The organism is Paeniglutamicibacter sp. NPDC012692, from assembly GCF_042901625.1.
Classification (GTDB): domain Bacteria; phylum Actinomycetota; class Actinomycetes; order Actinomycetales; family Micrococcaceae; genus Paeniglutamicibacter.
Genome location: NZ_JBIBDE010000003.1, coordinates 1 through 20,493, shown reverse-complemented (window position 1 = coordinate 20,493; position 20,493 = coordinate 1). Strand labels below are relative to the sequence as shown.

Below are 20,493 nucleotides of genomic sequence, written 5' to 3'. Positions count from 1 at the left end.
AATCCAGCCCGAAAACGGGCGTTCGAGGGATCCGTGCCACGGAAACCGGAAGCCGAGCGCTGTCCGGGGGCCTTGCAGCGCCGTGGCGCCGCAAGGCCCGTCCATGCGCCAATGTGAAGCGCCCTGCCCGGGTCGCCCCGGGCCCCGCCGCGGCCCCTGCTGGCGCATCGGATCGCGGCGGGAGGGCCTTGCGGCTAGAAGGTCTTGGCCGCTTCCCGCAGGAGGCGCAGGAAGGCCTGCACGGCCGAGGACCGGGCCTCGTCCTTCCGGACGATGGCGGAGGTGCTGGCATGCGCCCATTCGAAGGGAAGCGGCACGAGGGAGACCCCGTTTCCGCTGACGGTCGAATCCAGCAGCGTGTTCGACATGCAGATGCCGACGCCGGCACGCACCATGGCCTGCGACGCCTCCGCATTCGGGGTGGAGTAGACGATCCGCCCCTCGACTCCCTCGAGCAGCCGATCCCAGGCCGCGCGCAGGATGCTCGAGTCCGCGGGGAAGATCAGCGCCTCCCCCTCCAGGTCGGAGGGCTCGAAGTTGTCCTTTTCGGCAAGCCTGTGGCCCTCCGGAACCGCCAGCACCAGCCGGCCCGGGATCAGGTCGATGTGGTGCAGCAGGGTGTCCTCCGCCGGGGCCAGTTCGATGCCGGGCAGGCGGGTGACCAGGCCGACGTCGAACTGTCCGCTGAGGACGCCGCCGACCACCACCTTCGACGGCCCCTCATCGACCTCGAACCGCACGTTGGGGAACTCGGTCAGCAGACGCTTGACGGTCCGGGGAAGGATCGTCTGCGACGCCGCCGGCACGGTTCCGAGCCGCACGGTGCCCAGCTTCAGGCCTCCGATGGCGCTGGCTTCGGCGCGCAGCATTTTCTCTGCGTGGACCGCGGCAACCACGTGCGGCAGGATCCGGTCCGCCGCATAGGTCGGGCGGACCCCCTTGGCGCCGCGGGTCACCAGGATGACGCCCAAATCCTCTTCGAGTCGCTGCACTTGGTTGGTGATCGTCGGCTGGGAAATATCGAGTTCCTTGGCGGCTTGCCGGAACGATCCGGTTCGCAATGCCGCCTCCAGGTAGCGCAACTGCGCAAATCTCATGGCAACCTCTTTCTAACTGGCGCGGCCACAGGCCGCAGGTGGCCCACGTTACCCTGATCACACAGCCGGGCGAGACTTCGTGAAGCTATCGAACCAAATGCTTCCACCCGGTTTCAGCCCAACAGCTCGTCGATCCCCGTCGAGTCCCGGGACAGGGAACCGCCCTCGACCGGGATCGTTGTGCCAGTGATGTAGCCGGCGGCCGGCGAGAGCAGGAACGCGATTGTTGCGGCGATTTCGTACGGCTGGCCCAACCGGCGGAGCATGGGCCGGCCGGCCAGGAACTCTGCATCGTCGCCGCTTCGCTCCTTGGCGACGTATCGCGGCGAAAGGAAGAGCCCGGGCGCCACGGCGTTGACGCGGACGCCGCGCGGCCCGTGTTCGGCCGCCAGCTGCTTGACCCACACCTGCAGCGCGGCCTTGGCCGGGCCGTAGCCGGGGGCCTTCAGCCCGCCGTGCGACCCCACCACGCTGGAGACGTGCACGATCGACCCGTCGCCCACCAGCGGGGCCAGCGCCCGTGCGGCGAGGAAAGCATGGCCGAGGTTCGTCTTGAAGTCCTGCTCCCAGGCGTCCAGCGAGTACCCGGACATCTGGTTGCGGTGCATCTGCCCGATCACGTCGACGTACCCGTTGATCGTCCCGAGCTCCGAGGCGGCGGTGGCCGCGATCAGGTGCATGTCCTCCTCGGTCGTGGCATCGGCCACCAGGAACGGCATTTGCAGCGATTCCGCGACCGCCGCGACGGCATCGGCGTTGATGTCGACGCACAGCATGCGCCCGCCCATCGCGGCGATCGTGCGGCTGATGTGCTCCCCGATCCCGCTGCCGGCTCCCAGGATGACGTAGGCCTTGCCGTCCAGCCTGAACAAGCCCGGGTAGTCGAGGTCGCTGGCCTGGACAGGAACGGTCGGATTCTCGATCTGCATGGGGTGCCCCTTTCGTTAATCGACACCGGCCGGGGCAGCGTTGATGCCTGCCCCGGCCGGTGTCGCACTACGTACGGTCATGGTGGATCCGCTATTGAGTTAGCGCGTCCACTTGGTAACTGCTTTTTGAACGCCGGAGATGGAAAGATCCAGAACCATGGACAACAGGCCCATGGCCAGCAGGATCGCGAAGGTCTCCGAAACCTGGAAGTTGTTGGTCACGACGACCAACCGCTGGCCCAGGCCGGTGTAGGCGCCGACCATCTCGGAAACCACGGCGCCAAGCACCGAGTAGACGGCGCCCAGGCGCAGGCCGCCGATGATCGACGGCAACGCCGAGGGCAGCTCGATCTTGAAGAAGCGCTGCCTGCGCGTCATGCCCAGCGACTTGGTCAGCTGCTTGATGTCGTGGTCGATGCTCTGCAGGGCGCCCATGGTGCTGGTCATCAGGACGAAGAACACGACGCTGAAGGCAACCAGCGCCTTCGGGCCGAAGCCCAGTCCGAACCAGAGGATGAAGATCGGCGCCAGCGCCGGACGCGGCAGGCTGTTCATCAAGGTCAGGAAGGGCCTGGCTGCCACGTGGAGGACCTCGACGCGGGCGAAGACGACACCCGCCAGGATGCCGAGGATGGCACCGGAGACCAGCCCGGCCATGGCACCACTGAACGTCGCGGACACGTCGACCCAGAAGGTCCCGTCGCCCAGCTGCTTGATGAAGGACGTCCCGACATCGCCGGGGGTGGAAACCAGCGTCGGATCCATGATCCCCTGGCCGGTCACGAAGGCCCAGGCGAAGACGAAGGCGGCGAGCACGCCGACCCTCAGGGCCCAGACGCTCAGTTGTCGATTGATGCGCGATCGGCGACGTTCCGCGAGGATCGTGTCGTCGCTGTAGGCCGGGGCGCCGGCGGTGGCGACCACCTTCTCGGCCGTGGAGATCGTTTCCATGTCAAACCTTTCCCTAACGGTATTCGGTGGTGCTGGATTAATTAGGCGTCGCGCGGGGCTCGGACGAGCTTCGAGTCCAGGGGCGACGAGGTGTGCGGGCCACCGGTGACCTGCAGGACGGTTCCGGTGATGAAGCTGGACGCGCCGGAGCACAGGTACAGGCATGCGTCGGCGACTTCCTCCGGCAGGCCCACGCGGCCGAGTGCCAGGAACTCGCCGAAGGACTTCTCGACCTCTTCCGAGGCGAAGCGCGAGGACGGGGTCAGGGTCGCGCCCGGCTCTACGCAGTTGGCGCGCACGCCGCGGTCGGCCCATTCCCAGGACATGGTCTTGGTCAGCGAGGCAAGCCCGGCCTTGGCTGCGGCGTAGGCGCCGCGCATCGGGTGTGCGTAGTTCGCCGAGCCCGAGCCGACGTTGATGATGTTGCCGCCGCCCTGCTTCTCGAAGACCGGGAGGCAGGCGACTGCCGTGTGGAACGCGCCGGTGAGGTTGGTGCCGATCGTCGCGTTCCACGCGTTGGCGGAGAGGTCCTCCAGGCGCGCGGCGAAGTTGCCGCCGGCGTTGTTGATCAGGACGTCGATTCGGCCGAACTCCTCGAGGGCAGCGCTGACCAGCGCGTCGGCGGTCGCAGGTTCCTTGATGTTGCCGGTGACCACGACGGCCTTGCGTCCGAGCGCGCGGATCTCCTCTGCCTTGGCTTCCAAGGTCTCGGCCTTGCGCCCGTGCAGGATCAGGTCCGCGCCGGCCGCGGCGAACTTGTCGGCGAGCGCCTGACCGATGCCGCCTGATGCGCCGGTCACGATGACGACCTGGCCGGTGAAATCGAAGGTGGTCGTACCCACCTTTTTGCTGTTGGTGATGGCTGTGTTCGTCATCTGACGTCCTCCTGGATTGGTGCGCGCCCGGTGTGTGCGGCTGACTCACGCACGGCGGGCCCTCATGGCAATGGTGCGTTTTGAGAAAGCTTCGTTCCATTTGCAACCAAGGGCAATGTTGGAATCGCTATCGAGGCGATAGGCCCGGATTGGCCGACTTTTTCTTGACTCTGCCGCCAAGGTGTTCAACGATTCATTGACAAGTTGGTGACGTGCACCACAACTCAAACCACCCCGGTTTCCCCTTGTTCAAGGCTGTTCCAGCGTGACCAATGACGGCGCCGGCTCAGCAATCGTGAACCACAGCAGACTGCCACAACGGGTCGGCCCCGCAAACTAATGACTGGAGCGACAATGCCCAATTCAACCCTCCGTTCAACCGGCGATAGCGAAACACTGGCCATGGAATCGACGGCCAAGGCGTCCACGGCGAGCGGCGTCTCGGTCGAGTTCCAGAACGTGAACCACAGCTTCCTCCATGGCGATCGGCCGGTGCGGGTGTTGGACAACTTCAATCTCCGCATCGAGCCCTCGGAGTTCGTCAGCATCGTCGGCCCGTCGGGCTGCGGCAAGACGACGGCCCTCGGCATGGTCGGCAACCTCCTGAAGCCTCGCGCGGGCAAGGTCCTCATCGACGGCAAGCCGGTCCGCCCCGGAAGCAACGACGCGGCGTTCCTCTTCGCCCGCGACGCCCTGCTCCCCTGGCGCCGGGTCCGCAGCAACGTGGAACTCGGCATGGAGATCCGCGGCGTGCCTAAGGAGGAGCGCCGCGTGCGCGCCGAGGAATGGCTGCGCAAGGTCCGCCTGCACGAGTTCGCCGATTCCGACGTCCTGCACCTCTCGCAGGGCATGCGGCAGCGCGTTGCCATCGCACGCACCCTGGTGCAGAACCCCAAGGTCCTGCTGATGGACGAACCGTTCGCGGCCCTCGACGCACAGACCCGTGCGATCCAGCAGGAGGAGTTCACCGGCCTGTGGGAGGCAGAGCGCCCCACCGTCATCTTCGTGACACACGATTTGGAGGAAGCCATCCTGCTGAGCGACCGTGTGATTCTGATGGCCAGCCGCCCGGGCCGCATGGTCGTCGACATGAAGATCGAGCTCGAACGCCCGCGACGCCAGGAGATGCGCCGCGATTCCGAACTCTTCAAGTCCTATTTCCACGACATGTCCGATCGACTCCGGAGCGAAGTCGATCTCGCCGAACAGCGCATCCGGGAGGAGAGCAAGAATGGCTAAGACCCTGCAAAAAGTTGCCGGCGCCGAAGGCGCGACCGTGGCCTATCGCCAGTACGGCGAAGGCCCGCGCCTGATCACGGTCCTGCACTCGCTGGCGCTGGACGGATCCTGGTACGCCCCCCTGGCCGAGGCGCTCGGCGACGAGTACCGCCTGCTTGCGCCGGACTTCCGAGGCCACGGGGAAAGCGCGCGCGGCGAAACCGCACCGACGCTGGGCCTCGTTGCCCGCGACATCGCAGCCATGTGGGACGCCGAAGACGTCGAGAGCTCGGTCATCCTGGGCATCTCGCTGGGCGGCATGGTCGCCCAGGCCGTCACCGGCAGCTTCCCCGAGCGCGTCGACGCACAGATCCTGATGGCAACGCGCGGCGCCTACGACGAGGCCGCAACCCGCGGAACCCTGGCACGCGCGGCGGAGGTCCGGGCCCCCAACGGGCTCGAGGACGTCGGAGACGTGACCATGCACCGCTGGTTCGGCGAGAACTCGACCGATGCCTCCAACCCCATGGTGCAGCAGGCCCGCGCACAGTTCCTCGGGGCGGGCGGCAACACGATCGCCGAGTACTTCGAGGCCATGACCACGGTCGGCGACTTCCAGCTGGACTCGCCGCCGCCAACCCTCGTCGTCGCCGGCGACGACGACCGGAGCATCCCCAGCGCGGTCGTCGAACAGCTTGCCGCCTCGATCACCGGGGCCGAGCTGCTCTTTGCCAAGGGCGGCCACCTCGTCGCCTTCGAGAACCCCCACGAGGTCGCCGCAACCGTGCGGCCATTCCTCGACAGCCTTGATTGCTGGACACGCTAACGGCCTTTCGAGCCCGCCGCACCCTCTATAACTGCCTTACGGAGAAGAAATGAACAAGACCCTGGATCGCACCACGACGCAGGTCAGCGAAGAAGAACTTGCCGCCCACCTTGAGTCGGCCCAGGTCCCCGCGCTGATCATGCTGACCGCACACGTCACCGGCGACACCAGCGTGCTGCGCGACGAATGGCGCCCGAACCTTCGGGCCCTGCCGAGCAGCGGCCTGGATGCGGAGACCGAGGCCGCCGCCCGCGCCGTCTGCTTCGAGCTGCTGGCACCGCACCTCGCGACCCAGAACACCTGGGATTCGGTTCCCAGCGAGGAACTCCGCCTGGCCATGAGCACCTGGCTGATGGGCGCTCCCGTCGAGGACGCCCTGGCCATGTCGGAGGTCTCGTTCATCCCGAACAACACCGACCCGCGCCAGCCCGAGTGGAAGCTCGACGAGGTTGCCCCGGGCACCGCCCTGAACGCCGTCGTTATCGGCGCCGGGTTCTCCGGCCTGCTCGCCGGCCTGCGCCTGAAGCAGGCGGGCGTCCCGTTCAAGATCATCGAGAAGAGCCACGACGTCGGCGGCACCTGGTGGGAAAACACCTACCCGGACTGCCGCACCGACGTGCGCAGCCACATCTACACCTACTCCTTCACCCAGCACGACTGGGAGACGCACTTCGGCCGCCAGGACAAGATCCACGGCTACCTGCACCAGTTCGCGGCCGACAACGGCCTGCTTGAGCACATGGTCTACGGCACCGAGGTCACCGCGACCCGCTGGAACGAGGACACCAGCAGCTGGACGCTGGAAACCAAGACCGCCGAGGGCGTCGGTGAAACCATCGAGTCCAAGGTCGTCGTCAGCGCCGTGGGCCAGCTCAACCGCCCTTCGATCCCGAACTTGGAAGGCATCGACACCTTCACGGGGCCGATCGTGCACTCCGCGCAGTGGGACCACAGCATCGACTTCACCGGCAAGAAGGTCGTCGTCGTCGGCACCGGCGCCAGCGCGCTGCAGTTCGCGCCGGCCGTGGCCAAGGTCGCCGAGCAGGTCACCATCTTCCAGCGCAGCGCCCCGTGGCTGCGTTCCACCCCGGTGCTCCGCCAGGAGATCGCGGACGGCGAGCGCTGGCTGCTGAACAACCTGAACCAGTACCGCGCCTACTACCGCTTCTCGATCTTCCTCCCGCGCGTGGTCGGCAACCTGCCGGCCGCCACCGTCGATCCGAGCTTCCCGCCGACCGAGGTCTCGGTTTCCGCGGCCAACGAGGCTCTGCGCAAGGAGCTCACCGAGTACTTGCTGGAGCAGGCCGGCGACGACAAGGAGCTGGCCAAGCAGATCATCCCGAACTACCCGCCGGCCGCCAAGCGCATCATCTGCGACGACGGCACCTGGGTGAAGACGCTCAAGCGCGACAACGTCCGCCTGGTCAGCCAGGGCGTGAACCGCATCGACGAGACCGGCGTGTGGCTCGGCGACGAGCACATCGAGGCCGACGTGATCCTGCTGGGCACCGGCTTCAAGGCCTCGGACTTCCTGCTCCCGATGTCCGTTGCTGGCATCGGCGGCAAGGACCTGCACGAGACCTGGGGCATCGACGCCAGCGCCTACCTGGGCTCCACGCTTCCGGGCTTCCCGAACTTCTTCTGCATGTACGGGCCGAACACCAACACCGTCATCCACGGCAACCTGGTGTTCTTCCTGGAGTGCCAGGCCGTCTACATGATCGATGCGATCAAGACGCTGGCGACCGGCGGCCACAAGTCGATGGACCTGCGCGACGACGTGTTCGCCGAGTACGACAAGGAGATCGTCGCCGAAAGCGCCAAGCGCACCTGGGGCTGGTCCAAGACCCACTCCTGGTACATGAACGCCGAGGGCCGCTCCACCATCATGTGGCCACTGCCGGCCCGGAACTACTTCGAGCGCACCTCCAGCGTGCGCACCGAAGACTACAAGCTCGGCTAATCCCCCATGACTTCCATTACCAGATCCACTTCAACGGAGGCCACCTTGCTCACCGAGACACCCTTGATCACCGAGACGACCGAAGTCGTCGCCAACCTCGAGACCCGCTACCTGTCCGGCGGCCCGACCGACGGCGCCCCCGTCGTCGTCTTCCTGCACGACGGTGCCTGGGGCGGCGCTTCGGATGTGACCTGGGGTGGCATCCTCCCGCTGGCCGCCGAGAAGTTCCGTGTGATCGCACCCGACCTGCTCGGCTACGGCGGGTCGGCCAAGTCGATCCGCCTGGACGTTTCGCCCTTCGCGTTCCGCCTGACCCACCTGTTCTCTTTGCTGGACCACCTGGGCATCACCGAACCGGTGCACCTGGTCGGAAACTCCTTCGGCGGCTCGCTGACCCTGCGCGCACTGACCAACCCGGCGTTGCGCGAGCGCATCGCCTCGGTGACCACCATCGCCGGCACCGGCGGCGCGTGGCGCGGGGCGGACCTGGCCAAGATCGGCGACTTCGACGGCACGCCCGAGCGCCTCGAGGAAATCGTCGGCTACCTGTGCGAACCGTTCGACGGCAAGGACGCCCAGCTCGAGGCCCGCATGCGGTGGGCTGTCGCGCCGGGGCACTTCGCCTCCATGAAGGCCCCGCACACCGCGGTGCCCGAGGCCATGGCGGTCCAGCGTCCGGCGGACCCGTACCCCGGCAACCTGACGGGCGTGAACACCCCGGCCCTGCTGATCGAGGGCAAGGACGACACCCTGTTCGAAAGCGGCTGGAGCGCAAAGCTTCAGGAATTCCTGCCGCAGGCCAAGACCGAGGTCATGGATTCCAAGCACAGCCCGAACATCAGCCAGCCACAGCAGACCTGGGACCTCATCAACGGGTTCCTGACCGAGATCACGAAGGGTGACAACGCATGAGCGCTCCAGCACTGGTAATTTCGGGCGGTTCCTCGGGAATCGGCGAGGGCCTGGTCAACGACCTGCGCAACGACTGGGACATCACCTCGGTCTCCCGCTCCCTGCCGGCCAACCCGCTCGACGGGGTCAACTACGTGGCGGGCGATGTCGCCGGAAACGCACCGGAGGCCGTGCGCGAGTCGCTGGCCGCACAGGGCCGCACCAGCATCCACTCGCTGATCCACTGTGCCGGCGTCGGCTTGTTCGGCAAGTTCCTGGACACCTCCAAGGCCGACTGGGAGCGCGCGCTGCTGCTGAACCTGCACGGCACGCTGAACTTCATCCAGGGAACGGCCGACCTGGTGGAGGACGGCGGACGCATCGTGCTGTACTCCTCGGGCACCGTCTTCAAGGCTCCGGGTGGCACTGCCGCCTACGCCGCATCCAAGGCCGGCATCATCGGCTTTGCCCGCAGCTTCGCCGTGGAGATGGGCGAACGCAACATCACCGTCAACGTGATCGCCCCCGGGCTGGTCATGACGCCGCTCGCCGCCGGCCTCGCCGGCGGCGAGGCCAAGAACATCGAGACCCGCGCCATCAAGCGCGCCTCGGTGGTCGAGGACTACGTCGGCCCGACCCGCTTCTTCCTCTCCGAGGGCTCCGGGTTTGTCACCGGACAGACGCTGGTCGTCGACGGCGGCTCGATCCGCCGCTGATCCCCGCAGCATCCCAGGCCGCCGGCCCGCACCCCTCACGGGGTGTGGGCCGGCGGTTTTTTGGTGCCCGAGCGGGCTCCACGCAAGGCAGCCCGTGCTCCGGCAAACGGCACAGCGCACGAGGCGTGCCACACGAGGCATTCGGCACGAGGAGGAGTGGCGCGCCCGGCGCCTCCGGCCCCTTGGAGGCTTGGCGCATGGGAGTTTGCAACCGCCTGTCCCGGCGACCGCGGGTAAGGACATGGCGGAGCGGCCTTGGTCCGGGGGCCGCAGGCGCCCACAGCGCCGGCTGAGGCGCCGCGCCCGCCGCGGGCGACTTCCGAGCCCGCAGTTGCCGACGCGGGCCCGTCACGGCGGAATGAAGCCCCGGGGCGGCCCACCGCCCCATGTCGGCGGAGTGCCGAACGCCTTGGGGTCCGCCGGGGTTTCCCGGGCAACGCAAAATCCCGGCACGCGCCCCGTTTCGGGTATGCGTGCCGGGATTCGTTTGGAAACGGCCCGTGGCGTCGGCTGCCGGCAGCCGGCGTCGGTTAGGACAGCGGCGGGAAGAGCATCGTCCCGGCGGCGGCAACCACCAGGATCACCAGCGTTGCCAGGGCCGCGAGCACCAGCGAGCGGCTGCCCGAACGCATCAGGCCCTTGATGTGAACGCCGAGTCCGAGCCCGAACATGGCGGCGGCCAGCAGGAAGGTCTGGGCCACCTTGGCGGCGTCGAGCAGCCCCTCCGGCACGAAGCCGGTGGTGCGCAGCAGCATCATGGCAATGAACCCGAGGACGAACAGCGGCACCAGCGGCGGCTTCTTGGCATCCGTGACGTCATGCTTCTTGCGCATGTAGATGCTCACGCCGGCCACGATCGGGGCCAGGGTGACCACGCGGGCCAGCTTGACCGTCACGGCCACGGCGAGGGCGCTGGAGCTGACCGCGCCGCCGGCGGCGACCACCTGGGCCACCTCGTGGGTGGAGGCGCCGATGAACATGCCGATGGCCTCGTCGTTCATGCCCATGAGGGCGCCGAGCGCGGGCACGATCGGGATCATCAGTGTGCCGAAGAGCACCACCAGGCCGATGGCCGTGGCCACCTGGTCCTGCTTGGCCTTGGTCGCTCCCTCGGTGGCCGCCACGGCCGCCGCACCGCAAATGGAGAAGCCGGCGGCGATCAGCAGGCGCTGCGGCAGTTCGATGCCCAGCCACTTGCCGATGAGCAGTGCGGCGCCAAAGGTCACGCCGACGCTGAGCAGCACCACCAGCAGCACCCCCGGGCCCAGGCCGAGGATCTGGGAGAGCGACAGCTGGAGGCCCAGCAGCACGATGCCCGTGCGCAGCAGCTTCTTGGAAGACACCGTCACCCCGGGCATCAGGATCGCCGGGACATTCATCGTGTTGCGCCATATCGCGCCGAGCAGGATGGCAATCAGCAGCGGGCTTGCCCCGGGCAGCAGCTTGGAGGCCGCCAATGCGAGCGCCCCGCCGATGACGCAGGCAAGCAGGCCGGGCAGCAGCCGGCTGAACCCCGAACCGGGGGCCGGGGCCGGCGTCGGCTCCGCTGCCTTCGGGGCGGGAATGCTCCTCGGGGCTTCGAGTGATATGTCTTCTTTTCGCATACTACGACGTTTTCACGCCCGGGCCGTCACGGGTAGGCACAGGCTGGCCATCACGGACATATGATGTTGATATGGATAGCGCTGCGGGACGAATGCCCGGGATCGAACACTGGATACAAATGTCTTCGCTCGCGCTGCTGGTCGGCATCGCCGACCACGGCAGCCTCAGCGCCGGCGCACGCTCCGTGGGCATGGCCCAATCGAACGCCACCCGGGCGGTGAAGACCCTGGAGCGGCGCCTGGGATTCCCGCTGCTTTCCCGTGCGACGACCGGCTCGAAGCTCACCCAGGAGGGAACGCTGGTCGTCGAATGGGCGCGCGAGGCGCTCCAGAGCCTCAACACCCTGTGGACCGGCGCGCAGGCCTTGGCCGCCCCGGCGGACAGGGAATTCACCTTCGCTGCCAGCATGACGGTCGCCGAGCACCTGGCGCCGACCTGGATCGGCCGGCTGCATGAGGTCGATCCGCGCATCAAGACCAAGCTGCGGGTGATGAATTCCAGCGAGGTGATTGCCGCCGTGAACAACCGCGACGTCGCGCTCGGCTTCGTCGAGACCCCGGACGTGCCCCCGCAGCTGTCCGCCGCGACGGTGTGGACCGACGAGCTCGTGCTCATAGCCCCTCCCGGGCACCCCTGGACCGCCCGCAAGGAACCCGTCACCCTGCGGGAACTGGCGGCGACGCATCTGGTGGAGCGGGAAGCCGGATCCGGGACCCGGGCCTTCCTCGATGAGCGCGTCGGCGCGGCCAGGGCAACGCCGATCGTGGAGTTCAACAGCAACTCGGCGATCTGCCAATCGGTCTCGGCCGGCATGGGCCCGGCCGTGCTGAGCCGTCTGGCCGTGGAAGGATCCCTGCGCATGGGCAGCTTCATCCAGGTGCCCCTGCACGAGGGAAACCTGGTCAGGAACCTGCAGGCCATCTGGAGGGGGCCGGCCCCGACGGAAGGGCCGGCGGCAATGCTTCTGGGCATCTGCGCACAGGCGCGGTCCGGCTACTGAGAAGCCGCCGGGAATCGGCGGGCTGGCAGGCTAGAAGCGGACGATCATCCGGGTGTTGCCCAGCGTGTTGGGCTTGACCCGGGCCAGGTCCAGGAACTCGGCCACGCCTTCATCGGTGGAACGCAGCAGCTCGGAATAGACCTCGGGGTCCACGGCGCTTTGCTCTTCCATCACGCTGAAGCCGTGGCGCAGGAAGAAGTCGACCTCGAAGGTCAGGCAGAACACCCGTGCGACGCCAAGTTCACGGGCTTCGGCCAGCAGCCTGTCCAGGATCTGGTGGCCAACTCCCTTGCCGCGCCACGCGCCGTCGGTGGCCAGCGTGCGAACCTCGGCAATGTCCTCCCACATGACGTGCAGGCCGCCGCAGCCGATCACCGCTCCGGCTTCGTCCTCGGCGACGAAGAACTCCTGCAGGTTTTCGTAGTAGGCAACGGCTTCCTTTTCCAGCAGCACCCTGTCCTTGGCCAGCGGCTTGACTAGTTCACGGATGCTTTTCACATCGCTGGTACGGGCGCGCCTGACGGTAAAGGAAGTCATGTTTTTATCCTATGCCCACCGGGGTTGGGTTCCGTGTTTTATGTAGCAGCAGCCCCGGGACACCAGGAAGCCCGCAATCCAAGTTCTCGGATTGCGGGCTTCCTGTTGGTGGTTCGCTTGGCGCTTAGCCCTCGATGGCGACCGGAGCCGGTTCGCCCTCGAGCTGCGGGGTGCCGCCCTCGCCCTTGAAAGTGAAGGTCGCTTCGTCGCCTTCGCCCTCGACGTCGACCTTGATGTGCTGGCCGGAGCTCAGTTCGCCGAAGAGGATCTTCTCCGAGAGCTGGTCCTCGATGTCGCGCTGCATGACGCGGCGCAACGGGCGGGCGCCCATCGACGGGTCGTAGCCACGGGTTGCCAGCAACACGCGAGCCGCGGGGGAAAGCTCGATGGTCATCTTGCGGTCGACCAGGCGCTTCTGCAAGCGGGCGAGGAACAGGTCCACGATTTCCACGATCTCGTCCTGGGTCAGCTGCGGGAAGACCACAACGTCGTCAACACGGTTCAGGAACTCGGGGCGGAAGTGCTGACGCAGCTCTTCCTGCACCTTGGCCTGCATGCGGTTGTAACCGGTGCGGGTGTCGGTGGCCGACTGGAAGCCGGTCATCACACCCTTGGAGATGTCCCGGGTGCCGAGGTTCGTGGTCATGATGATCACGGTGTTCTTGAAGTCGACCACGCGGCCCTGGGAGTCGGTCAAACGGCCGTCCTCCAGGATCTGCAGCAACGAGTTGAACAGGTCGGCGTGGGCCTTCTCGACCTCGTCGAAGAGCACGACGGAGAACGGACGACGGCGGACCTTCTCGGTGAGCTGGCCGCCTTCTTCGTAGCCGACGTATCCCGGAGGTGCACCGAAGAGGCGCGAAACCGTGTGCTTCTCCGAGTACTCGGACATGTCCAAGGTGATCAGCGCATCTTCCTCACCGAAGAGGAATTCCGCGAGGGCCTTGGCCAGCTCGGTCTTGCCGACGCCGGTCGGGCCGGCGAAGATGAACGAGCCGCCGGGGCGGTTCGGATCCTTCAGGCCTGCACGGGTGCGGCGGATTGCCTGGCTGATGGCCTTGATCGCCTGGTCCTGGCCGATGACCCGCTTGTGCAGTTCCTCTTCCATGTTCAGCAGGCGCGTGGACTCTTCCTCGGTCAGCTTGATGACCGGGATGCCGGTGGAGTTGGCCAGGACCTCGGCGATGAGTTCCGCGTCGACCTCTGCGATCTCGTCGAGCTCACCGTTCTTCCAGGCCTTTTCCTTCTCGGCGCGGGCTTCCTGGAGCTTGCCTTCCTTGTCACGCAAGGCTGCAGCACCCTCGAAGTCCTGGGCATCGATCGCCGCTTCCTTCTCCAGACGAACGGTCGAGATTTCCTCGTCCATCATCTTCAGGGCCGGAGGGGCGGTCATGCGGCGGATACGCAGACGCGCACCGGCCTCGTCGATCAGGTCGATCGCCTTGTCCGGGAGGAATCGGTCTGAGATGTAGCGGTGGGCCAGCTGGGCTGCGGCAACCAAGGCGCCATCGGTGATGGAGACGCGGTGGTGCGCCTCGTAGCGGTCGCGCAGGCCGCGCAGGATCTGCGTGGTGTGCTCCACGGAGGGTTCCTTGACCTGGATCGGCTGGAAGCGACGCTCAAGAGCCGCATCCTTCTCGATGTGCTTGCGGTACTCGTCCAGCGTGGTGGCACCGATGGTCTGCAGCTCTCCACGGGCCAGCATCGGCTTGAGGATCGAGGCTGCATCGATTGCGCCTTCGGCGGCACCGGCACCCACGAGGGTGTGGATCTCGTCGATGAACAAAATGATGTCACCACGGGTGCGGATTTCCTTGAGGACCTTCTTCAGGCGTTCCTCGAAGTCGCCGCGGTAGCGGGAACCGGCCACCAGCGAGCCAAGGTCCAGCGTGTAGAGCTGCTTGTCCTTGATGGTTTCGGGGACGTCGCCGCGCACGATCGCCTGGGCCAGGCCCTCGACGACAGCGGTCTTGCCGACGCCGGGCTCACCGATGAGCACCGGGTTGTTCTTGGTACGGCGGGAGAGGACCTGCATGACGCGTTCCATCTCGAACTCGCGGCCGATGACCGGGTCGAGCTTGCCTTCCCGAGCGGCTGCGGTGAGGTTCCGGCCGAACTGGTCCAGCACGGCGGAACCCGCCGGGGTGCCTTCACTCTGGCCGCCCGAGCTTACTCCGGCACCTGCGGTTTCCTTGCCGCCCTGGTACCCGGAGAGCAGCTGGATGACCTGCTGTCGGACGCGGGACAGGTCTGCCCCGAGCTTCACCAGAACCTGGGCGGCAACGCCCTCGCCTTCGCGAATCAGGCCAAGCAGGATGTGCTCGGTTCCGATGTAGTTGTGGCCCAGCTGCAGCGCTTCACGCAGGGAAAGTTCCAGAACCTTCTTGGCACGAGGGGTGAAGGGGATGTGACCGGAAGGAGCCTGCTGGCCCTGACCGATAATCTCTTGGACCTGCTCGCGGACTGCACCAAGGGAGATGTTCAGCGACTCAAGGGCCTTGGCCGCGACTCCCTCGCCCTCATGGATGAGGCCGAGCAAAACGTGCTCGGTTCCGATGTAGTTGTGGTTGAGCATGCGCGCCTCTTCTTGGGCAAGCACGACAACGCGACGGGCACGGTCGGTAAATCTCTCAAACATGCGGCACACTCCTAGCTAACACGTATTTCGATGCTACGCATCAATTTCCCGCTCGTGTGGAATGTTCGCCCAAGGGATAACATTGTTCACCCTCGGCGTTTTCCATAAGCATTAAACGAGCAAGGGGATCGAGCCCGTTTGGACCCAATCCCCTTGCAGACAATCACTTCCCCAAAGGGGCTCCCACTAATAGGAATGTGGCAGCCCTGCGGGCATGACTACTTCGACTTCGAACGAGACTTCTTAGCCATCGCAGCATGGTAGGCGGCAATTACATCTGCCTGCAGACGACCACGGGCGTTGACCTTCACGTTGTTCTCCTTGGCCCAGGCACGAATGGCCGGGGCTTCCTTGGGAGTGAACTGCTTCGACGCACGCGCTACCTTGATGTACGGCTTCAAGGCCTCGCGGAATGCTTCAGCATTCGCTTCGTTTAGATCAATTTCATAGTGTTGCCCACCAATGCCAAAAACGATGGATTCGCTTGCCTCAGAACCGTCAATATCGTCAATCAATGCAATCTGGACCTGACGTGCCATTAGCTACTCCTTGTGTTGATGGGAATACGCATGAACCTAATAACGGATTCAATCCACGCGCTCACTTATATCATAAACACAAGTAAGCATCATCTAACAAGTAGAAATTATGGCATTCAGCTAATTCTCAGACTACGAACTATTTTTGTCTGTTTCATCTGAGTTCGATTTCATTTGTTCGTCGACTTCTGCTTCAGCCAAGCGTTCGGTGCGGTCGACATTTGATACGGCTCGAATAACAAACCAAAATATCAGCGCTACAACTACCGTTGGAAGCAAGGCCTCGATATAAGGCATATTATGCCTCCGGCTTGAGCAACGGGAATAGAATGGTTTCGCGAATTCCGGTGTCTGCAAAGAGCATCACCAGTCGGTCAATACCCAATCCAATGCCGCCCATGGGCGGGGCACCGTACTCAAGCGCACGCAGGAAGTCTTCGTCCAACTGCATGGCTTCGTCATCGCCATCCGCAGCCATCCGCGACTGTTCGGTCAGGCGTTCGCGCTGCACCACCGGGTCGATAAGCTCCGAGAAAGCGGTGCCGCGTTCCATGCCACCAATGATCAAGTCCCAGGCTTCGATGACACCCGGCTTGCTACGGTGTGGGCGGGCCAGCGGCTGCGCTGCCGGCGGGTAATCGTAGACGAATGTCGGATTAATCAAAGTCGGCTCAACAATTTCGCCAAACAATTCCATGACAAGCTTTTGAGATCCCCATTTAGGATCAACCTTTACTTCATGCTTGTCTGCGATTGCGCGCAGGGTTTCAGCATCAGTGTCAGGAGTAATTTCCTGGCCTACCGCTTCGGAGAGGCCCGGGTACACGCTAAGCCATGCCCACTCGCCGTCAAGGTTTACGGTACCCCTGGACGTTTCAAGAACGCGGCCAGCACCGATCGCATCGGCCGCATTGAGGATGATTTCCTTGATGCGATCGGCCATCACGAACTGATCTGCATACGCTTCGTAGCATTCCAACGTGGTAAATTCCGGCGAGTGGGTGGAGTCCACGCCCTCGTTGCGGAAGATGCGTCCCAATTCGAAGACACGGTCGATTCCGCCAACCACCGCGCGCTTGAGGTAGAGCTCGGTTGCGATGCGCAGGGTCATGTGCTGGTCGAAGGCGTTCAGGTGCGTCTCGAACGGACGGGCAGAAGCGCCACCATGAATCAGCTGAAGCATCGGGGTTTCAACTTCAACGTAGCTATGCGAGTGCAGGGTGTCGCGGACCGCGCGGGTGATTGCGGCACGCTTGTAAACCATCTGGCGGGCTTCGTCACGGACAATCAGGTCGGCGTAACGCTGGCGTACGCGGGTTTCCTCGTTGAGCTCTGCGTGCAGGACCGGCAACGGACGCAGGGCCTTGGAAGCCATCTGCCAGTCCGTGGCCATGACGGAAAGTTCGCCGCGGCGCGAAGAAATTACTTCACCGGTGATCAAGACATGGTCACCGAGATCGACCAGCGACTTCCAGTCGGCAAGTTTTTCTTCGCCGACATTGGCCAGGGAAAGCATGGCCTGGAGGCGGGTTCCCGAGCCTTCCGGACCGCCTTCCTGCAAAGTGGCAAAGCAGAGCTTTCCGGTGTTTCGCATGAAGACGATACGCCCGACGATGCCCACCTGAACACCGGTTGCGGTGTCCGGTTCAAGTTCCGGGAAAAGCGCGCGGACTTCTTGAAGCGAGTGAGTGCGTGCGACTCCCACCGGGTATGCTTCTTCGCCGCGTGCCAACAATGCGGCGCGCTTAGCCATGCGTACTTGACGCTGGTCGTTGGGGTCGGTGGTGTTAGCTACGGGGGAAGTTTTTTCGGCAGTCACAATCGTTAATTCTACGTTGCATTTGCTGAGTGTGGGCTGCGAGGTGTCCAGCGACACCACAACGCATGTTTACAACCACTTCCAGGAAATATGAAACACGGAAGAAGGCATTCCTGTGTCGGACGACGGTTCCATCTTGCCCTCTGCCGGCAAGGCAATACCCGAGTCAGCAATGAGCATCTGGACCTATCGACACACCAAAAGGAATATGCGGCTCTTTGCCAGCGGCCTTAAGGTACATCTGGTTGAAATCGGAGCCGATCTTTGGGATGGAATGCAATAGATGATTCCTCCGTTCCGGGGAAAGCTCTCCTTGGAACGGAGGAATCATCGTTGTTCACAAATATTCTGTTGCGAATGGTGCCGGCCAATTACCAGATCTTCACGCGCTCTTCCGGATCAAGCCACATTCCGTCGCCTGGTTTGGTTCCGAATGCTTCATGGAAGGCGTCCATGTTCTTCGGAACCTGGTTACAGCGGAACTCGCCCGGCGAATGGGGATCAGTCGTGATTCGCGTGACCATGGTTTCCGGACGCATCAGGGTACGCCAGCATTCAGCCCAAGAGTAGAAGAATCGCTGATCTCCAGAGAGCCCGTCGACAACTTCATCAAGGTCCACGCCGTTTGCGGCAAGGTCCATCTTGTAGGCGGTGTAGGCGATGCCCAATCCGCCAAGGTCACCGATATTTTCGCCCAAGGTTAGCTTGCCATTGACGTGGTGTTCGGGTGCTTCCGGCGGCACAAGCGCGTCATACTGCTCGACAAGCTTTCCGGTCAGTGCGTCGAAGGCCGCACGGTCCTCGTCGGTCCACCAATTCTTCAACTCACCGGTCCCGTCAAATTGGGATCCCTGGTCATCAAAGCCGTGGCCGATCTCGTGACCGATTACGGCACCGATTGCCCCGTAGTTCGATGCAGCGTCTCGATCTGCGTCAAAGAACGGGAAGCGAAGGATGGCCGCGGGGAACGCGATCTCGTTGAGCAGCGGGTGGTAGTAGGCATTGACGGTCTGCGGGTACATGAACCAAAGTTCGCGATCGACTCCGTCGTCGATCTTCTTTAGCTCGCGCAGGAACTCGAATTCGTTAGAGGCAGCAACGTTGGAAATAACGTCATCTGCAACCGCAGCAATCGAGGAATAATCGATCCATTCATTGGGGTAGCCGATCTTGGAGCGGAACATCGAGAGTTTATCGAGGGCCTTCTCCTTGGTTTCCGGGCTCATCCACTCGAGGCTGGCAATGGAAATCCTGTAAGCGTCAATCAGCTTGGCGACCAACGCCTCCATCTTGTCCTTGCTGCGCTGTGGGAAGTGCTCGGCCACGTACAGCTGGCCAATATCTTCGCCGACGGCTCCTTCCGTAAAGGCAACGCCGCGCTTCCAACGATCACGCAGCTCCTGCACACCGGACAGTTTTGCTGAGTAGAAGGAGAAGTTCTCGTTAACGAAAGCGCTCGACAGGTATGGGGCATTCGAGCGAATCAGTTGGACGGCAAGCCAGTGCTGCCAGGATTCCAATGGAGCATCACGCAAGATCTCTTCAAGGCCGCTGAGGTAGCTGGGCTGCCACACGTCGACCTCGTTGTAGTACTTCTCAGCGATGCCAGCACCCTGCAGCCAATGTTCGAGGGAAGGACCGAGTTCAAGCAGTTGCGTGTTGCTCATCAAGTTGTATCGGGCTTGTGCGTCCCGGCATTTCACGCGGTCCCAGTGGTGCGAAGCAAGCTTGGTTTCCAAGTCGATGACGGCTTGGGCTGCCGCTTCGGTGTCCTTCAGCTCACCCAATGCCATCAAACGGGCGAGGTGCTTCTGGTACTCTCCGCGAATTTCGGCAAACTGCTCCTCGCGGTAGTACGACTCGTCGGGCAATCCGAGGCCACCCTGGGTGAAGGTCAGCAGGTTACGCTCAGGGGCGCCTGCATCCGAGCTCGCGCCAGCCTGGATGAACCCTGATACTCCGCGTCGGTAAAACGAGCCGCTCAGACGTATGAGTTCCTCGATGTTGGTGGTCTCGTAGATTGCTGAGACATCCTCACGGATCGGCTCGACACCCTTTGCTTCGATTCGCGCTTCATCCATGAAGCTCGTGTAGATGTTGGCAATGCGCTCTTTGCGACCGTCGATTTCGCCGGCGGCTTGGAACGTCTCTTCTTGCGCAGCTTCAATGATGGCGCGCACCGCTGCTTCGGAGTCATCGCGCAAGGCCATGAAGGATCCGTAGGTACCTTGATCCGCGGGGATCTGTGCGGTGCTCAGCCAGGAACCGTTGGCATGGCGGTATAGGTCGTCCTGAGGGCGAACGTTCTCATCCCGATGGCTCGTACGAACTGTCGATTCTTCTGCTTCATCGGCTGGAACTAGAGATTTGGCATCCATCATTGTCCTCTTCACATGAGCGGGCTCTTTCCCACGGGTACGGGCTCGAGCGATATGTCCTGGGTCTCAATGATTCACTTTACGCGTCTGAAATAAGAATTTGAGACTATTTTTCCTGGTTACTCCAGCGGTGAACCAACCACTACTTTCATCCCTAACTAGTTATCCACAACTTCTGTGGATAACTAGTTAGGGCGCAGGGTTCCGTCCGAGTCCGCGCCGGGCCGGGGAAGGGGCCCGCGGTGCGGGGAAGGGGCCCGCGGTGCGGGGGCCGGCGTTCCCGCGGACGCGGGGCGGGACCCCCGGTTAAAGACAAAAAAGGGGGGCCCGCGTGCGGGGCCCCCCTTCTGGTCCGGCCCCTGGCGTGTGCCGGGGAACCGGGGTGGTTAAACATCGGAACCCCCAAGCCAGGGGCTTGGGGGTTCCGGGACAGGTTGTCCGGCGGTGTCCTACTCTCCCACACCCTCCCGAGTGCAGTACCATCGGCGCTGTGGGTCTTAGCTTCCGGGTT

Annotated in this window: 16 protein-coding genes; 6 read left to right on the top strand and 10 right to left on the bottom strand. The window is 64.1% G+C overall.

The genetic code is table 11. From position 1 onward, the window contains the following. Positions 1-194 precede the first annotated feature (194 nt). The 4 genes from ACFY5D_RS12175 to ACFY5D_RS12160 form a co-directional block, all read right to left on the bottom strand. Positions 195-1,097 carry a LysR family transcriptional regulator gene (locus tag ACFY5D_RS12175; protein ID WP_387529856.1) on the bottom strand — a complete coding sequence of 301 codons (903 nt, stop codon included), beginning with the start codon at positions 1,095-1,097 and terminating at the stop codon, positions 195-197. Between the two features lie 113 nt (positions 1,098-1,210). Beyond that, entirely contained in the window at positions 1,211-2,026 is an 816-nt protein-coding gene (locus ACFY5D_RS12170) for an SDR family NAD(P)-dependent oxidoreductase (protein WP_387529853.1), read from the bottom strand. 99 nt (positions 2,027-2,125) lie between these two features. Further along, positions 2,126-2,977, bottom strand: a complete 852-nt coding sequence (locus ACFY5D_RS12165) for an ABC transporter permease (RefSeq protein WP_387529850.1) — start codon at positions 2,975-2,977, stop codon at positions 2,126-2,128. Positions 2,978-3,018: 41 nt separating this feature from the next. Then, entirely contained in the window at positions 3,019-3,852 is an 834-nt protein-coding gene (locus tag ACFY5D_RS12160; RefSeq protein WP_387529847.1) for an SDR family NAD(P)-dependent oxidoreductase, read from the bottom strand. 354 nt (positions 3,853-4,206) lie between these two features. Between ACFY5D_RS12160 and ACFY5D_RS12155 the strand changes: the two genes are divergently transcribed. Genes ACFY5D_RS12155 through ACFY5D_RS12135 form a run of 5 tightly spaced genes read left to right on the top strand, consistent with a single transcriptional unit; the run spans position 4,207 to position 9,466 of the window. Continuing rightward, positions 4,207-5,091, top strand: coding sequence for an ABC transporter ATP-binding protein (locus ACFY5D_RS12155; RefSeq protein WP_387529844.1), 885 nt, complete (start codon positions 4,207-4,209; stop codon positions 5,089-5,091). Then, a complete protein-coding gene (locus tag ACFY5D_RS12150) occupies positions 5,084-5,896 on the top strand; it encodes an alpha/beta fold hydrolase (protein WP_387529841.1) in 813 nt (270 codons plus the stop codon). Before ACFY5D_RS12155 ends, ACFY5D_RS12150 begins: the two co-directional genes overlap by 8 nt. A gap of 49 nt (positions 5,897-5,945) precedes the next feature. Beyond that, complete coding sequence (locus ACFY5D_RS12145) at positions 5,946-7,859, top strand: flavin-containing monooxygenase (protein WP_387529838.1); 1,914 nt, start codon at positions 5,946-5,948, stop codon at positions 7,857-7,859. Positions 7,860-7,865: 6 nt separating this feature from the next. Then, positions 7,866-8,771, top strand: coding sequence for an alpha/beta fold hydrolase (locus ACFY5D_RS12140; RefSeq protein ID WP_387529835.1), 906 nt, complete (start codon positions 7,866-7,868; stop codon positions 8,769-8,771). Further along, complete coding sequence (locus tag ACFY5D_RS12135) at positions 8,768-9,466, top strand: SDR family NAD(P)-dependent oxidoreductase (RefSeq protein ID WP_387529832.1); 699 nt, start codon at positions 8,768-8,770, stop codon at positions 9,464-9,466. The genes ACFY5D_RS12140 and ACFY5D_RS12135 overlap by 4 nt, the downstream gene beginning before the upstream one ends. A 530-nt stretch (positions 9,467-9,996) precedes the next feature. Here the strand turns inward: ACFY5D_RS12135 and ACFY5D_RS12130 are convergent. Next, complete coding sequence (locus tag ACFY5D_RS12130) at positions 9,997-11,070, bottom strand: YeiH family protein (RefSeq protein WP_387529829.1); 1,074 nt, start codon at positions 11,068-11,070, stop codon at positions 9,997-9,999. A gap of 119 nt (positions 11,071-11,189) precedes the next feature. On the opposite strand from ACFY5D_RS12130, the gene ACFY5D_RS12125 reads away from it, so the two are divergent. Next, entirely contained in the window at positions 11,190-12,071 is an 882-nt protein-coding gene (locus tag ACFY5D_RS12125) for a LysR family transcriptional regulator (protein ID WP_387529826.1), read from the top strand. A gap of 30 nt (positions 12,072-12,101) precedes the next feature. Here ACFY5D_RS12125 and ACFY5D_RS12120 read toward each other — a convergent pair whose 3' ends face one another. From ACFY5D_RS12120 to ACFY5D_RS12100, 5 genes are all read right to left on the bottom strand, one after another. After that, positions 12,102-12,608 carry an amino-acid N-acetyltransferase gene (locus ACFY5D_RS12120; RefSeq protein WP_387529823.1) on the bottom strand — a complete coding sequence of 169 codons (507 nt, stop codon included), beginning with the start codon at positions 12,606-12,608 and terminating at the stop codon, positions 12,102-12,104. A gap of 124 nt (positions 12,609-12,732) precedes the next feature. After that, positions 12,733-15,246, bottom strand: coding sequence for an ATP-dependent Clp protease ATP-binding subunit (locus ACFY5D_RS12115; protein ID WP_387529819.1), 2,514 nt, complete (start codon positions 15,244-15,246; stop codon positions 12,733-12,735). 218 nt (positions 15,247-15,464) lie between these two features. Continuing rightward, a complete protein-coding gene (locus ACFY5D_RS12110; RefSeq protein WP_210002809.1) occupies positions 15,465-15,785 on the bottom strand; it encodes an Lsr2 family protein in 321 nt (106 codons plus the stop codon). A 298-nt stretch (positions 15,786-16,083) separates the two neighbouring features. Beyond that, on the bottom strand, positions 16,084-17,604 hold the full coding sequence (gene lysS, locus ACFY5D_RS12105) for a lysine--tRNA ligase (RefSeq protein ID WP_387531015.1): 1,521 nt from the start codon (positions 17,602-17,604) through the stop codon (positions 16,084-16,086). 371 nt (positions 17,605-17,975) lie between these two features. Beyond that, on the bottom strand, positions 17,976-19,985 hold the full coding sequence (locus tag ACFY5D_RS12100) for a M13 family metallopeptidase (protein ID WP_387529815.1): 2,010 nt from the start codon (positions 19,983-19,985) through the stop codon (positions 17,976-17,978). Positions 19,986-20,493: the final 508 nt, after the last annotated feature.

Coding starts and splice junctions, on each gene's coding strand:
- ACFY5D_RS12160 (WP_387529847.1), bottom strand. CDS start 3,852: ATGACGAACACAGCCATCACCAACAGCAAAAAGGTGGGTACGACCACC.
- ACFY5D_RS12125 (WP_387529826.1), top strand. CDS start 11,190: ATGTCTTCGCTCGCGCTGCTGGTCGGCATCGCCGACCACGGCAGCCTC.
- ACFY5D_RS12100 (WP_387529815.1), bottom strand. CDS start 19,985: ATGATGGATGCCAAATCTCTAGTTCCAGCCGATGAAGCAGAAGAATCG.
- ACFY5D_RS12170 (WP_387529853.1), bottom strand. CDS start 2,026: ATGCAGATCGAGAATCCGACCGTTCCTGTCCAGGCCAGCGACCTCGAC.
- ACFY5D_RS12165 (WP_387529850.1), bottom strand. CDS start 2,977: ATGGAAACGATCTCCACGGCCGAGAAGGTGGTCGCCACCGCCGGCGCC.
- ACFY5D_RS12115 (WP_387529819.1), bottom strand. CDS start 15,246: ATGTTTGAGAGATTTACCGACCGTGCCCGTCGCGTTGTCGTGCTTGCC.
- ACFY5D_RS12155 (WP_387529844.1), top strand. CDS start 4,207: ATGCCCAATTCAACCCTCCGTTCAACCGGCGATAGCGAAACACTGGCC.
- ACFY5D_RS12145 (WP_387529838.1), top strand. CDS start 5,946: ATGAACAAGACCCTGGATCGCACCACGACGCAGGTCAGCGAAGAAGAA.
- ACFY5D_RS12110 (WP_210002809.1), bottom strand. CDS start 15,785: ATGGCACGTCAGGTCCAGATTGCATTGATTGACGATATTGACGGTTCT.
- ACFY5D_RS12130 (WP_387529829.1), bottom strand. CDS start 11,070: ATGCGAAAAGAAGACATATCACTCGAAGCCCCGAGGAGCATTCCCGCC.
- ACFY5D_RS12150 (WP_387529841.1), top strand. CDS start 5,084: ATGGCTAAGACCCTGCAAAAAGTTGCCGGCGCCGAAGGCGCGACCGTG.
- ACFY5D_RS12140 (WP_387529835.1), top strand. CDS start 7,866: ATGACTTCCATTACCAGATCCACTTCAACGGAGGCCACCTTGCTCACC.
- ACFY5D_RS12175 (WP_387529856.1), bottom strand. CDS start 1,097: ATGAGATTTGCGCAGTTGCGCTACCTGGAGGCGGCATTGCGAACCGGA.
- ACFY5D_RS12135 (WP_387529832.1), top strand. CDS start 8,768: ATGAGCGCTCCAGCACTGGTAATTTCGGGCGGTTCCTCGGGAATCGGC.
- ACFY5D_RS12120 (WP_387529823.1), bottom strand. CDS start 12,608: ATGACTTCCTTTACCGTCAGGCGCGCCCGTACCAGCGATGTGAAAAGC.